The following is a 13,545-nucleotide window of genomic DNA, read 5'->3' as shown; positions in this document are numbered from 1 at the left end:
AGAAAGAATTACAGCGCCTTGATAGTGCCTTTAGGCAGCACGGCGGCGACGAAATCACGTTTAATGACCACTTCATTGGTGTCATTCAGCGCAATCGCTACGTAGCCCGTGTCAGAGACTTTGGTTACGCGACCCACCAGGCCACCGCTGGTCAGCACTTCATCACCCTTGGAAATAGAGTCCATCAGCTTCTTGTGCTCTTTCGCACGTTTCTGCTGTGGACGCAGGATCATGAAATAGAAAATCAGACCAAATACCACCAGCATGATCACCAGAGAATACGGACTTCCCTGAGACGGTGCGCCTGCTGCGGCCACGGCGTCAGAAATGAATAAGCTCATTAAATTTCCCTCATTGATGAATTGTCAGACGTTAATGGCGGAACTTCTTTGCCCGTCCGTTGGTAAAACTCAGTTACAAAGCGCTCTAATTTACCCTCTTCAATGGCCTGGCGTAAACCTGCCATCAGACGCTGGTAGTAGCGCAAATTGTGGATAGTATTCAGGCGCGCGCCCAGTATTTCGTTACAACGGTCGAGATGATACAAGTAGGCACGACTGTAATTGCGACAGGTGTAACAATCACACTCAGCATCCAGTGGCGCAGTGTCATCTTTGTAACGGGCGTTGCGGATTTTCACCACACCTTCCGTCACAAACAGATGACCATTTCGGGCATTGCGGGTCGGCATCACGCAGTCAAACATATCGACACCGCGACGGACGCCTTCAACCAGATCCTCCGGCTTGCCGACACCCATCAGATAACGCGGTTTATCCTGCGGCAGCTGTGGACAGACGTGCTCAAGAATACGGTGCATGTCCTGCTTAGGCTCACCCACCGCCAGGCCGCCCACAGCGTACCCATCAAAGCCAATCTCTACCAGACCTTTCACCGAGACATCTCGTAAATCTTCGTAAACCGAACCCTGAATAATGCCGAACAGCGCATTTTTATTGCCCAGGCTGTCGAAACGGTCACGGCTGCGTTTCGCCCAGCGCAGCGACATCTCCATTGAGCGTTTGGCGTAGTCCCAGTCTGCCGGATAAGGCGTACACTCATCGAAGATCATTACGATATCGGAACCGAGGTCATACTGAATCTCCATCGATTTTTCCGGATCGAGGAAGATCGGATCGCCATTGATCGGGTTACGGAAGTGAACGCCCGCTTCGGTGATTTTACGGATATCGCCCAGGCTGAAGACCTGGAAACCGCCGGAGTCGGTCAGGATCGGCCCTTTCCACTGCATAAAGTCATGCAGGTCGCCGTGCAGTTTCATGATTTCCTGGCCCGGCCGCAGCCAGAGATGGAAGGTGTTGCCCAGAATGATCTGTGCGCCTGTCTCCTGCACCTCTTCCGGCGTCATGCCTTTTACGGTGCCGTAGGTGCCCACAGGCATAAACGCCGGGGTTTCCACCACGCCGCGATCAAAAATCAGACGGCCACGGCGTGCGCGCCCGTCTGTGGTATCAAGTTCAAATTTCACAAAGCCTCCATCGGAGAAACAGTCCGATGCAGATAGCCTTCATCGCGTAAGGGCGATTCCGGCTATCGGTTGATAAATCAGTCGCCCACTTTTTCCAGCGGCGCCTGCGGATTTTTGCTGATAAACATCGCGTCTCCATAGCTGAAGAAACGATACTGCTCAGCCACGGCTGCGCGGTACGCGGCCATGGTGTGCTGGTAACCGGCAAAGGCCGACACCAGCATAATCAGGGTCGATTCGGGCAGGTGAAAATTGGTGATCAGCGCATCGATCACCTGATACTCATAGCCCGGATAGATAAAAATCTGGGTATCGTCGAAGAACGGCGCAATCAGGGCATCCTGACTCGCTTTGGCGGCGCTCTCCAGCGAACGGACGGAAGTGGTGCCGACGGCAACTACCCGGTTGCCACGCGCTTTACAGGCCAGCACCGCATCGACGACGTCCTGCGGCACTTCGGCATACTCGGCATGCATGTGATGCTCTTCGATGGTTTCAACGCGCACCGGCTGGAAGGTGCCTGCGCCGACGTGCAGCGTTACAAAGGCCATTTCGACGCCTTTCTCTTTCAGCGCCTGCAGCAGCGGTTCATCAAAGTGCAATCCCGCAGTCGGGGCCGCCACGGCACCCGGACGGGCGCTGTAGACGGTCTGATAGAGCTCGCGGTCAGCCTCTTCATCCGGACGGTCGATATAGGGCGGCAGCGGCATGTGGCCGACGCTGTTAAGGATATCGAGCACGGCGCGCTCGTCATCGAACGCAATTTCAAACAGCGCATCGTGGCGTGCCACCATGGTCGCTTTCACGCTCTCATCTTCGCCCAGCAGCAGCTCAGCACCCGGTTTTGGCGCTTTTGAGGCGCGCACATGGGCCAGCACGCGCTTGTCGTCAAGCATGCGCTCGACCAGCATCTCGATTTTGCCGCCGCTGGCTTTACGGCCAAAAACGCGTGCCGGAATCACCCGGGTATTGTTGAACACCAGCAGGTCACCGGGATTGAGCTTATCCAGCACATCGGTGAACACACCGTGTGACAGGTTACCGCTGGGACCCTCAAGCGACAGCAGACGACAGCCGCTGCGCTGCGCCTGGGGATAGTGAGCAATCAGGGATTCAGGCAATTCAAAAGCAAAATCGGCGACACGCATTGAAATGTTCTTTCTCAGGCAAAAACAGGCGGCATAGTTTAGCGGAAAATCGACAAATTCTGAACAACTGGCTGTGCAAAGGCAGTTCGGCCTATAATGCGGCATGAACTTTCTCGCGCATCTCCATCTGGCCCGGCTGGCCGACAGCTCCTTACTCGGCAATCTGATGGCCGACTTCGTGCGGGGTAACCCGCACCAGCACTGGTCTGCGCCCGTCGCAGACGGCATTCTCATGCATCGGCGTCTCGACGTCATGACCGATGGGCTGCCGGAGGTACGCACCGCCCGCCAGCTGTTCCGGGCGGAAACGTACCGCGTGGCACCGATCACCCTGGATGTCATCTGGGACCACTTTCTGGCCCGCCACTGGCAGGCATTCACCCCTGACCAGACGCTGGCGCAATTTTCCGCCGCCGCCGAACAGGAGATTGTGCCGCAGCTGCGCGATACGCCTTCTGAATTTCAGCACCTTAACGCGGTGATGTGGCGCGAGCGCTGGTTTGAACACTATGCCGAGGCCGGACGGCTGGAGCGGGTGCTGCACGGCATGGCCAGCCGTCGGCCACGCCTGGCGGCGCTGCGCGACTCATACCACGATTTCACCCAGCATTACGATCAGCTGGAAGCACTGTTTTTTGACTTTTATCCGCGTTTAATGACACAGGCGACCGATAAAACCCTGTAAAACCCGATCCTCTGCTACCGGGCTGGCGACGGTCCATTTTCGTCCACTGAAAAAACGTCGCCTCACGCCACACCATCTTGCCATTACACGTCATCTGCGGCTTAATGAAGCCTTTCTTAACAGTAGTTAAGTTAACATCACAGCCAGACCGCCTGTTCAGGCGCGCCTTCCGTTCGACAGGGCAAAAAAATCATAAGAGGAAAAGATGTCATCCGCTTCGCATTCTGAAATTGACGCGCGTTACCGTTACGCCTGCGACATCGCCCGTGCGGCGGCCAGCCGGGCCTTATCCTGGTATCAGCAGCGTCAGACACTGGTGGTGGAACACAAAAGGGATTTGCAGGACGTGGTCAGCGAGGCCGACCGCAACGTGGAGGCCTTAATTAAGACCTTGATCGCTGAACGGTTTCCGGAGGACGCCGTCTGTGGCGAAGAGAGCGGCGGCGAGCTTCAGGGTGCCCCTTTTGTCTGGGTCATTGATCCGATCGATGGTACCGCCTGCTTCGTCAACGGGCTGCCAAACTGGTGCGTCTCGCTGGCGGTCGTGTGCGAGGGTGAACCGGTTATCGGCGTGGTCTGTGATCCTAATCATCAGGAGCTGTTCCACGCCCGGGCCGGTCAGGGCGCGTGGCTCAATGAGCATCGTATGCAGGTTCATGGCGCGACGCAGCTTAATGAAGGGCTGCTCGGCATCAGTAACTCCAGCCGGACAGCGGGCGACGGCGTTTCGCAATTGATTAACGGGCTGATCGCGCAGGGCGGCATGTTTATCCGCATAGGTTCGGGCGCACTGACCAGTGCCTGGGCGGCCGCCGGCCGCCTGATTGGTTACTACGAAGCGCACATGCATCCCTGGGACAGCCTGCCGGGCATTGTGCTGATGCGCGAAGCGGGCGGCGTCACTAACGATTATCTGGGTAATGGGGGGCTGCAAAACGGGAACCCGGTGCTGCTGGCCAATGCAGCGCTTTATCCCCAGATCAAAGCGCTGACCGGTAACAGCGCGCTGGATGAGTAAATGAGGCTACCTGCCCTGTACCGTTGCGCACTGATCCTTACGTCTCTCTGGCTGGCCGATCCGGCGGCACAGGCGGCAGCATATCAGCTGGAAAAAGTGGTCGAACTGAGCCGCCATGGTGTCCGCCCGCCGACGCCAGGCAACCGCAAAGAGATTGAAGCCGCCAGTCAGCAGCCCTGGACGCAGTGGAGCACGGCCGATGGCGAGCTGACCGGTCATGGCTACAGTGCGGTGGTTAATAAAGGCCGCTGGGAAGGCGAGCACTATCGCCAGCTCGGCCTGCTGAAAGCAGGCTGTCCGGATGCGACGCAGGTCTATGTGCGTGCCAGTCCGCTGCAGCGCACCCGCGCCACTGGCGCGGCGCTGACTGACGGCGCCTTTCCCGGCTGCGGCGTGCCGGTACACGCCATGGCAGGTGACGCCGATCCCCTGTTTCAGAGTGAAAAACTGGCAATCACCCGGAGCGATCCGGCTCAGGAGCTGGCCGCTAAACAGCAGAAAGCGGGCGATCTGGCGCAGCTGCAAAAGCAGCTGCAACCCGCGATTCAGCAACTGAAAACCGCCGTCTGTCCGCCCGCCAGCGCCTGCACCTTCTTCGAGCAGCCCTGGTCACTCCGGCAGACCCGCAGCGGCGGCAGTTACGTTTATGGTCTGAGCGCGATGGCGAGCATGGTGGAGACACTGCGGCTGGGTTACAGCGAAAATCTGCCATTCGATCAGCTCGCCTGGGGGCATATCACTTCCGCCGCGCAGATCACCGCGCTGCTGCCCCTGCTGACCGCCAACTACGATCTCAGCAATGACCTCTTCTATCTGGCTCAGCGTCGCGGCTCAATCCTGCTTAATGCCCTGCTGGAGACCATCGCCGACAGGCATTCACCCACCCGCTGGTTCATTCTGGTCGGGCATGACACTAATATCGCCATGGTACGCACCCTGATGGGCTTTAGCTGGCAACTACCCGGTTATGCACGCGGCAACATTCCGCCTGGCAGCAGTCTGGTGCTGGAGCGCTGGCGCGACACCCGCAGCGGCGAACGGTTTTTGCGCCTCTATTTTCAGGCGCAGAGTCTGGATGCGATCCGTGAGCTACAGCCGGTTGATGAAAAGCATCCGCTGTTACGTCAGGAGTGGCATCAGCCGGCCTGCAGAGTCACGGAGGTGGGCCTGCTCTGCCCTTATCAATCCACGCTGAATCAGCTGCGTAAAAACCTGGACAACCGCGCTACACTGCCGGTTTCGGTTATATTGCCCTGAGTCTGTGGCTAATCAAATTCAGGTCGCCACTTTCCGGCGGCCTGAATAATGTTAACCGCCGTTAATTAACGTCATTCCGACCTTTTCTTATTTAAAACGTGCCGGCTATCAGCCCCCTCTTTTTTGTTTTACGATAGTTACGTCAATCATCCCTTTATAATTATTTTTTCCTGTAATTCTTTGATTCTTTCGGCGACTGGTTTCGCCGTTTTTTATTTTCTTCGTCCGCACACCGGCTGTTCACTGCCCGCCCGTTGCGCGCTGTTGCGCGATCACGCCTGTCCGGCTATCCGGATTTCGCATCTGTGATAATAACCGCTTAATGAAATAACCTCTTCCGTCCGCCGTCGCGAAAATAAATCGCAGAACACCACGCAATATTATTTCAGCGAGATGCCGCATCGGCGATAAAACGGAATGCTGTGCCGGGGATCACACAAATAACAGAGGATAACGCAGAGGCGGGAAATAACTGGTTCTGCTCTCCCGGAGCCGGGAGAGCAGAACGGAAGATTAACGAGGCTTACGCACCAGTCTGTACCCTGCCAGCAGCAGGAGGATCCACACCAGACCCACATAGAGCGAAATGCGGGTATCAGGGAAGTAGCCAATCAGCGCGATAATAAAACAGAGGAAGGCAACGCCGACGCCTGCGGTCCAGCTGCCACCAGGCAGGGCAAAGTGCAGTTTGCTGGCCGCTTCTTTACCAATTTTGCGCCGAAACGCTATCTGCGACAGCAGAATCATGATCCAGACCCATACCGTTGCAAAAGTTGCCAGGGAGGCGATCACCAGGAACACTTTTTCCGGCATCAGGTAGTTGAGGTAGACCGCTATCAGCATGGCAAACATCATCACCACCACCGTCACCCATGGAATGCCGCGCGAAGAGACTTTCATAAAGACCTTCGGCGCATGGCCCTGCTGCGCCATACCATGCAGCATCCGGCCTACGCCAAACACATCACTGTTAATGGCAGAAAGCGAGGCCGTCAGCACCACGAAGTTAAGAATGGAGGCCGCAGCCGCGATCCCCAGGTGCTGGAAGGTCAGCACAAACGGGCTGCCGGAAGTGCCAACCTGATTCCACGGGTAGATCGACATAATCACAAACAGCGTGCCGACGTAGAACACCAGAATGCGCCAGGGTACGGAGTTAATCGCGCGGGGAATAGACTTTTCCGGATCTTTCGCTTCACCAGCGGTGATGCCGATAATCTCAATGCCGCCATAGGCAAACATCACCATCTGCAGCGACAACAGCATACCCACCACGCCGTGCGCGAAAAAGCCGCCGTTAGTCCAGAGATTGTGGATGCCGGTCGGCTGACCGCCATTGCCGATTCCCCAGATGATCATGCCAAAACCGGCCAGAATCATCACGATGATGGTGGCGACCTTGAAGAAGGAGAACCAGAACTCCACCTCGCCAAACACCTTCACGCTCATCAGATTGACCGCGCCGATGATCAGCACCACGCTCAGCACCCAAATCCAGTGCGGTACCTCAGGGAACCAGACGCCCATGTAAATGCCGAAAGCGGTGACATCCGCTATCGCCACAATCAGGATTTCGAAACAGTAGGTCCAGCCGGTGATATAGCCCGCCATCGGTCCCAGGTAATCCTGGGCATAGCGGGAGAAGGAGCTGGCCTGGGGATTATTAACAGACATCTCACCCAGTGCGCGCATGATGATGTAAGCCACGGCCCCGCCGATGATGTAGGCGAGCAGCACGCTCGGTCCGGCCATTTTTATCGCATCAGCGGAACCGTAAAACAGCCCGGTGCCAATCGCCGATCCCAGTGCCATAAAGCGGATATGGCGCGTGCTCAGTCCGCGTTTGAGCTTGTTGGTTTCTTGCATAACAACCTGTACCTGTGAAATGAAAAAACCACGGGCAAGCCCGTGGTTAAAGAAGAATCAGTGCGCTCTGTTACGAGTGAACGGCAACCTGCTCGGGTCCCTTCACCCGGTCGACAACAGCGGCAATCAGCAGCATCACCAGCGACGGCGGCAGCCAGGCAAGACCCTGGTCGGCCAGCGGCAGATGCTGACTGAAAGCGGGCAGCATATCTTTAAACCCGGTGGTTTTAATCGCATCAACAATGCCGAACAGCAGGCTGACCAGCATCGCCGGTGCAATAATCCGGCTGCTTTTGTTCCACCAGTTCAGGGTGAAACTCAGCACGACCAGCACGATACAGGGCGGATAGATCGCCGTCAGTACCGGGATGGAGATCTGAATCAGATGGCTCAGGCCGAGATTCGACACCACCATTGAGAACAGACCCAGAATAAATACCAGCGTTTTATACGACAATGGCAGGTATTGCGCAAAAAATTCCGCACAGGCACAGGTCAGGCCCACCGCGGTCACCATGCAGGCAACAAAGATTAGCGCAGCCAGGAAGAAGCTGCCCATATTGCCGAAGGTGTGCTGAACATAGGCATGCAGAATCGCGGCGCCGTTGGCGTTTTGATCCACCAGTGCGCCACTGCCTGCGCCCAGTTTGAACAGGCAGAGGTAGACCAGCGTCAGGCCCAGACCGGCAATCAGGCCAGCCAGCACGGTATAGCGGGTGAGCAGCGCCGCATTTTCCACGCCACGGGAGCGGGCCGCGTTCACGATCACGATGCCAAAGACCAGTGCGCCCAGGGTATCCATGGTCAGATAACCATTAACGAAACCGCTGGAGAAGGCCGCACGCTGATAATCAGCGGTCGCCGTAATGGTTCCGCCTGCCGGCCAGAGCAGCGCCGCCACACCGAGCACAGTCAGGGCAATAATTTTCAGCGGCGCCAGGAAGTGGCCCACGGTATCCAGCAGTTTGCCAGGATAGAGCGACACACCAATGACCAGCACGAAGTAGATCAGGCTGTAGATAAACAGCGGCAGCGGGCCTTCACCGGTCAGCGGGGCGATCCCCATCTCAAAAGAGACCGTCGCGGTGCGCGGGGTGGCAAACAGCGGGCCGACAGCCAGATAGCAGACGGTTGCCAGCACGATGCCCGCCACTTTGCCAATCGGAGTGCTGAGCGCATCCACGCCGCCGCCCACACGGGCCAGCGCGATCACGGTCATGACGGGCAGGCCGACAGCGGTGAGCAGGAAGCCGAGTGCGGCAGTCCAGACATGTTCACCAGACTGAATACCAACCATAGGCGGGAAAATAATGTTACCCGCGCCAACGAACAGGGCAAATGTCATAAAGCCCAGCGCGAGAATGTCCTTCGAAGTTAAACGATGTGTCATACGGCCTGTCACTGATGTTGCGGTGGAAGTTGAGTTTGTGTTGTCCCCCTCGCTGCGTCTGAACCGCGACGACTGACGATGTCAGAGCACGGTGTCCGTCACGGGCTGGCGCGCAGGTGGTTTAATCTGCTGTTATTCTGGTTACAGAGGGATGATTCGACAACGGCGCTAAGTAAAACGTTTATAGCGGTGAAAGGCAATACGGGATCGGAAAACCAGAAGGTTATCCCGCCCTTTTTCCAAAAGGCAGAGGATAGCGTTGATTTTTGCAGCGGGCACACCAGATGATGTGCCTGAAAAGTAATCAGGGCGTGAGAAATTCCCGCATAAACACCCGTTCAGATACACAAAAGGCGCGTTTTACGCGCCTGTCTGCACAACATTACAGTCTTACCAGACCTGTTTCGCGATATCGACCACTAACCGGATCTTCTGCCACTGCTCGGCTTCGCTCAGGCTGTTGCCCTCTTCCGTGGAGGCAAAACCGCACTGCGGGCTCAGGCAGATCTGATCCAGACTGACATATTGCGCCGCTTCCTCCAGCCGGATTTTCACCTGTGCCGGATCCTCCAGCTCCCCTACTTTGGTGGTGATGAGCCCCAGTACGACCTGCTGATGACCGGGCCTGATAAAGCGCAGTGGCTCAAAGCCGCCAGAGCGGGCGTTGTCATACTCCAGGAAGAAGGCGTCCACGTTGACGCTGCCGAACAGGATCTCCGCTACCGGTCCATAGCCGCCCTCTGAAATCCAGGTGGAGCGGAAATTGCCGCGACAGACATGCAGGCCCACGGTCAGATCGGCAGGTTTATCTGCCAGCGCGGTATTCAGCACCTGAGCATAAATCTGCGCCAGCTGTTCCGGGTCGTCGCCGCGCGCCCGGATATCGCGTTTCTGATCCTCAGAGCAGAGGTAAGCCCAGACGGTGTCGTCCAGCTGCAGATAGCGGCAGCCTGCGTCATAAAACGCGCTGATAGCCGCTTTGTAGGTCTGCGCCAGATCGCTGAAGTAATCCGCCAGATCCGGATAAACCTCCGCGTCAATGACTTTGCGGCCTCCACGGAAGTGCAGCACGCTGGGGCTGGGAATGGTCATCTTCGGCACCGCATCGCCGGCAATGCTCTGCAGGAAGCGGAAATGGTCGAGCATCGGATGGTCGGCCGGAAAGCCCAGCTTGCTGACCACTTTTACGCCATGCGCTTTGGTCTGAACGCCATTGAACTGAATGCCCTGCTCCGCCTCATAACGCTCAACGCCCTGCAAGCCGTAGAAGAAGTCGAAGTGCCACCAGCCGCGACGAAACTCGCCATCCGTCACTACCTTCAGGCCATTTTCACGCTGTTTCGCGACCACATCACGAATCGCCGCATCTTCAACCTCACGCAGTGCAGCGGCATCGATCTCACCGGCTGAAAACTGTTCGCGCGCCTGTTTAATGGCGGCAGGTCGCAGGAAGCTGCCGACGGTGTCGGCACGGAATGGGGCCGTTTCTCTTTGCATGATCACTCCTTTCTCGCCTGCCGGTAATGACGGCAGGAAATAGTTGCATTCTGATATGATCAGCCATCTGGATGGCTAAACGTCTGAGCGCAGAGTGGCACGCGCGCGGCGCGGCTGCAACTGAAGAAAATTCAGTGATGATGAAATTAATTCATGTTTGAGACTATTTCAGGGAAGCCTGTGCCTGGGCGATCTGGCTTTCCGACAGCGGCAGATAACCCGCTTCGCTGACACGCCGCTGTCCCTGAACCGAGAGCACCTGCTGCAGGAAGGCCGCCACCAGCGGCGGCAGCGGCTTACCGGGCGCTTTATTAACGTAGAGATAGAGCGGACGCGCCCAGGGGTAGCGGCCGCTGCGGATGGCGTCGGCGTCCGGAACGATCGCCTGCCCCTGATCGTTGGTTACCGCCACTATTTTTACGCCGCTGAGGTGAAAGCCGAAACTGGCATAGCCGATGCTGCGTGCATTGCCGGCAACCGCCTGTACCACCGCAGCAGAGCCGGGAAACTCCGCCACGTCGCTGCGAAAATCGCCCCGGCAGAGCGCCTGCTGCTTGAAAAATCCCCAGGTGCCCGAAGCGGAGTTGCGGCCATAGCGCTGGATCGGGCGGCTGCGCCACTGCGCCCCGGTCAGACCAAGGTCGCCCCAGCGCAGCGGCACATCGCGCGCGCCACACAGACGCGTCACCGAGAAGATGGCGTCGAGCTGACGCGGCGCAATCTGCTGCAGCGGATTATGCTGATTGACTACCACCACCAGCGCATCCATCGCCACCGGTACGGCCAGCGGCGGATAGCCGTAGCGCGCCTCAAAGGCCCGACGTTCATCGGCCTGCATCGGGCGGCTCATCGGCCCGAGTTGCGCCGCCCCCGCTGCCAGCGCGGTCGGAGCGGTCGAAGAGCCGGAGGCCTGCACCTGCACGTTAACGCCTGGCACCTGACGGCTGAAATCTTCGCTCCATAGCGTCATCAGATAGCCGAGCGTGTCAGACCCCACACTGCTGAGGTTGCCGGCGAGCGCGCCGGGCTGGGCGACCGCCAGCCCCGGCAGCAGAGTCACAATCAGTAAAAGAAGGAAGCGCATCAGGACGATCCGGCAGCGATTAATGAACGGCATTCTCCTGCATCACGCCGCTGACAATCAACCTTGCTGGCAGCGTAAAGGTAAAACAGGTCTCGCTGTTCGGCACGCTGGTGATGTCGAGCCGCGCGTTATGGTGGCTCAGCGCATGTTTCACTATCGCCAGCCCCAGTCCGCTGCCGCCGGTTGCCCGGGAACGCGCTTTATCGACGCGATAGAAACGCTCGGTCAGCCGTGGAATATGCTCTGGCGCAATACCCGGCCCGTTGTCGCACACCCGCAGGGTCGCCCCCTGCTTGCTGCGCAGCCAGCTGATATCAATTCGCGTGCCTGCTGGCGTGTGATTGACGGCGTTGTAAACCAGATTGGAGATGGCGCTGCGCAGCTGCTCATCGTTGCCGAACACCTTAAGGTGAGGATCGGTATGGAAATGAATCTCGTGGCGTCCGCCGCTCAGCGTTGCCGCCTCATGCTGCAGCAGTTTCAGCATCACCGGCACATCCACCTTCTCTTTCAGATCGATGGCCGGCGCGGCCTCGATACGTGACAGCGTCAGCAACTGCTTAACCAGACTGTCCATCCGCCGTGTCTGCTCCGACATAGTGTGTAGCGCCTTGCTGCGTGAAGGCTCGCTCATCACCGCGTCATTCATCATTTCCAGATAGCCCTGCAGCACCGTGAGCGGTGTGCGCAATTCATGGCTGACGTTGGCAAAGAAGTTGCGCCGGGCCCCTTCCAGCTGATGCATCTGCGTGACGTCGCGCGCCACCAGCAGCCACTGCCCCTCGCTGTAGGGCATCACGCGAAATTCCATGTGCAGTTTGTTGTTGAGTACCAGCGTCAGCGGCTTATCAAAATCACGCTGACGGAGGTAGCGTGAGAATTCCGGATAACGCAGAAGGTTGAGGATATTCTGGCCATTATCTTCCGGCCAGCGCAGGCCAAGATGCTGCTGCGCCAGTCCATTGCACCAGAAAATGGTCCCCTCTTCGGTGGTCAGAATCACGGCATCCGGCAACGACTCGGCCCCGCTGCGGAAGCGCTTAATCAGATTACCCAGTTCACGCCGCCGCCGCCGGTTTCGCAGCTGCATCTGATAGAGGCCATAAAACAGCGGCTCCCAGCTGGCACGCCCGGTGGGCGGCGTCATGGTCCGGTCAAGCCACAGCCAGTGCGACAGCCGCATGAGATTGTGAAAATGCCACAACAGCACCGTCAGCACGCTCAGCAGCAGCCACCAGGACAGACCGCCGAACAGCAGGCCCAGCAGCAGCCCGGGCAGGCAGGCCAGCAGCAGTTCTGCGAGTAATCTCTTCCAGGAGAGGCGTTCCAGCACGGTAACAGCTCCGTTTAGTAGCGGGCAGAGAAACGATACCCTGTTCCACGAACGGTTTGTACCATGCGATCGTGGCCGGAGACTTCCAGCGCTTTACGTAAACGGCGAATATGAACATCGACCGTGCGATCTTCCACATAGACATTGGTCCCCCAGACATGGTTGAGCAGCTGTTCGCGGCTGTAAACCCGTTCCGGGTGGGTCATAAAGAAGTGCAGCAGCTTATATTCGGTGGGGCCCATCTCCAGTGGCGTGCTTTCGGACATGACGCGATGTGAAGAGGGATCCAGACTAAGCCCCTGTATTTCAATCACCTCTTCCACGGCCATTGGCGAAATACGCCGCATCACCGCTTTAATTCGCGCCATCAGCTCTTTCGGTGAAAACGGCTTGGTGATGTAATCATCGGCGCCCACTTCCAGCCCGCGAACCCGATCTTCCTCTTCGCCGCGCGCAGTGAGCATCATCACCGGGATATCGCGCGTCATCGCTTCGCGTTTCAGGTGTTTGATAAACTGGATACCACTGCCGCCAGGTAACATCCAGTCCAGCAAAATCAGGTCGGGCCAGGGTTCAATCAGCTTGCCCACGGCGCTGTCATAATCTTCCGCCTCAATCGGCTGATAGTCGTTCTGCTCCAGAACAAAACACAACATTTCGCGGATGGGGGCTTCATCCTCCACAACCAGAATGCGCTTAGCCATTATTACTCCTGCAGATTATGACGGCTGTCACTGAGATTCGCGGCGCCATTATGCGTCAGTTTTGTGACACTTTT

12 protein-coding genes are annotated in these 13,545 nt (G+C 57.6%); 3 read left to right on the top strand and 9 right to left on the bottom strand.

Annotated elements, in window-relative coordinates:
* Positions 1–8 precede the first annotated feature (8 nt).
* The 3 genes from yajC to queA form a co-directional block, all read right to left on the bottom strand.
* The gene (gene yajC, locus ACLHDD_RS01495; protein WP_009091760.1) at positions 9–341 is read right to left on the bottom strand and encodes a preprotein translocase subunit YajC; all 333 of its coding nucleotides are present in this window, start codon (positions 339–341) and stop codon (positions 9–11) included.
* A complete protein-coding gene (gene tgt, locus ACLHDD_RS01490; RefSeq protein WP_111140010.1) occupies positions 341–1,489 on the bottom strand; it encodes a tRNA guanosine(34) transglycosylase Tgt in 1,149 nt (382 codons plus the stop codon). The genes yajC and tgt overlap by 1 nt, the downstream gene beginning before the upstream one ends.
* Before the next feature lie 77 nt (positions 1,490–1,566).
* Positions 1,567–2,637: a tRNA preQ1(34) S-adenosylmethionine ribosyltransferase-isomerase QueA gene (gene queA / locus ACLHDD_RS01485; protein WP_427102646.1), complete on the bottom strand. Its 1,071-nt coding sequence runs from the start codon at positions 2,635–2,637 to the stop codon at positions 1,567–1,569.
* A 103-nt stretch (positions 2,638–2,740) separates the two neighbouring features.
* Here queA and ACLHDD_RS01480 point away from each other — a divergent pair, with 103 nt between their 5' ends.
* From ACLHDD_RS01480 to ACLHDD_RS01470, 3 genes are all read left to right on the top strand, one after another.
* Positions 2,741–3,322 carry an ACP phosphodiesterase gene (locus tag ACLHDD_RS01480; protein ID WP_427102645.1) on the top strand — a complete coding sequence of 194 codons (582 nt, stop codon included), beginning with the start codon at positions 2,741–2,743 and terminating at the stop codon, positions 3,320–3,322.
* 205 nt (positions 3,323–3,527) lie between these two features.
* Positions 3,528–4,340, top strand: coding sequence for an inositol monophosphatase family protein (locus ACLHDD_RS01475; RefSeq protein ID WP_427102644.1), 813 nt, complete (start codon positions 3,528–3,530; stop codon positions 4,338–4,340).
* Entirely contained in the window at positions 4,341–5,597 is a 1,257-nt protein-coding gene (locus ACLHDD_RS01470) for a histidine-type phosphatase (RefSeq protein WP_427102643.1), read from the top strand. It abuts the gene before it with no gap.
* A gap of 513 nt (positions 5,598–6,110) precedes the next feature.
* On the opposite strand, the gene proY is transcribed toward ACLHDD_RS01470, so the two are convergent.
* The 6 genes from proY to phoB form a co-directional block, all read right to left on the bottom strand.
* Positions 6,111–7,463, bottom strand: coding sequence for a proline-specific permease ProY (gene proY / locus ACLHDD_RS01465; RefSeq protein WP_427102642.1), 1,353 nt, complete (start codon positions 7,461–7,463; stop codon positions 6,111–6,113).
* Positions 7,464–7,533: 70 nt separating this feature from the next.
* The gene (brnQ, locus tag ACLHDD_RS01460; RefSeq protein ID WP_313654343.1) at positions 7,534–8,853 is read right to left on the bottom strand and encodes a branched-chain amino acid transporter carrier protein BrnQ; all 1,320 of its coding nucleotides are present in this window, start codon (positions 8,851–8,853) and stop codon (positions 7,534–7,536) included.
* A 390-nt stretch (positions 8,854–9,243) separates the two neighbouring features.
* Positions 9,244–10,350 (bottom strand): cobalamin-independent methionine synthase II family protein, encoded by a 1,107-nt coding sequence (locus ACLHDD_RS01455; protein ID WP_427102641.1) that lies wholly within the window; start codon positions 10,348–10,350, stop codon positions 9,244–9,246.
* 163 nt (positions 10,351–10,513) lie between these two features.
* Positions 10,514–11,434, bottom strand: a complete 921-nt coding sequence (locus ACLHDD_RS01450) for a PstS family phosphate ABC transporter substrate-binding protein (RefSeq protein WP_427102640.1) — start codon at positions 11,432–11,434, stop codon at positions 10,514–10,516.
* Positions 11,435–11,453: 19 nt separating this feature from the next.
* Positions 11,454–12,767, bottom strand: a complete 1,314-nt coding sequence (gene phoR / locus ACLHDD_RS01445; protein ID WP_427102639.1) for a phosphate regulon sensor histidine kinase PhoR — start codon at positions 12,765–12,767, stop codon at positions 11,454–11,456.
* Between the two features lie 14 nt (positions 12,768–12,781).
* Entirely contained in the window at positions 12,782–13,471 is a 690-nt protein-coding gene (gene phoB, locus ACLHDD_RS01440) for a phosphate response regulator transcription factor PhoB (RefSeq protein WP_427102638.1), read from the bottom strand.
* Positions 13,472–13,545: the final 74 nt, after the last annotated feature.

The organism is Pantoea sp. NSTU24 (genome assembly GCF_050157905.1).
Lineage (GTDB): Bacteria > Pseudomonadota > Gammaproteobacteria > Enterobacterales > Enterobacteriaceae > Pantoea.
The sequence above is the reverse complement of the archived record's forward strand: the minus strand, read 5'-3'. Positions and strand labels throughout refer to the sequence as shown.

Excerpts from the sequence above, each read along its gene's own strand:
- brnQ (WP_313654343.1), bottom strand. The coding sequence starts at position 8,853 with ATGACACATCGTTTAACTTCGAAGGACATTCTCGCGCTGGGCTTTATG.
- ACLHDD_RS01480 (WP_427102645.1), top strand. The coding sequence starts at position 2,741 with ATGAACTTTCTCGCGCATCTCCATCTGGCCCGGCTGGCCGACAGCTCC.
- queA (WP_427102646.1), bottom strand. The coding sequence starts at position 2,637 with ATGCGTGTCGCCGATTTTGCTTTTGAATTGCCTGAATCCCTGATTGCT.
- ACLHDD_RS01470 (WP_427102643.1), top strand. The coding sequence starts at position 4,341 with ATGAGGCTACCTGCCCTGTACCGTTGCGCACTGATCCTTACGTCTCTC.
- ACLHDD_RS01455 (WP_427102641.1), bottom strand. The coding sequence starts at position 10,350 with ATGCAAAGAGAAACGGCCCCATTCCGTGCCGACACCGTCGGCAGCTTC.
- ACLHDD_RS01450 (WP_427102640.1), bottom strand. The coding sequence starts at position 11,434 with ATGCGCTTCCTTCTTTTACTGATTGTGACTCTGCTGCCGGGGCTGGCG.
- ACLHDD_RS01475 (WP_427102644.1), top strand. The coding sequence starts at position 3,528 with ATGTCATCCGCTTCGCATTCTGAAATTGACGCGCGTTACCGTTACGCC.
- phoB (WP_427102638.1), bottom strand. The coding sequence starts at position 13,471 with ATGGCTAAGCGCATTCTGGTTGTGGAGGATGAAGCCCCCATCCGCGAA.
- yajC (WP_009091760.1), bottom strand. The coding sequence starts at position 341 with ATGAGCTTATTCATTTCTGACGCCGTGGCCGCAGCAGGCGCACCGTCT.
- proY (WP_427102642.1), bottom strand. The coding sequence starts at position 7,463 with ATGCAAGAAACCAACAAGCTCAAACGCGGACTGAGCACGCGCCATATC.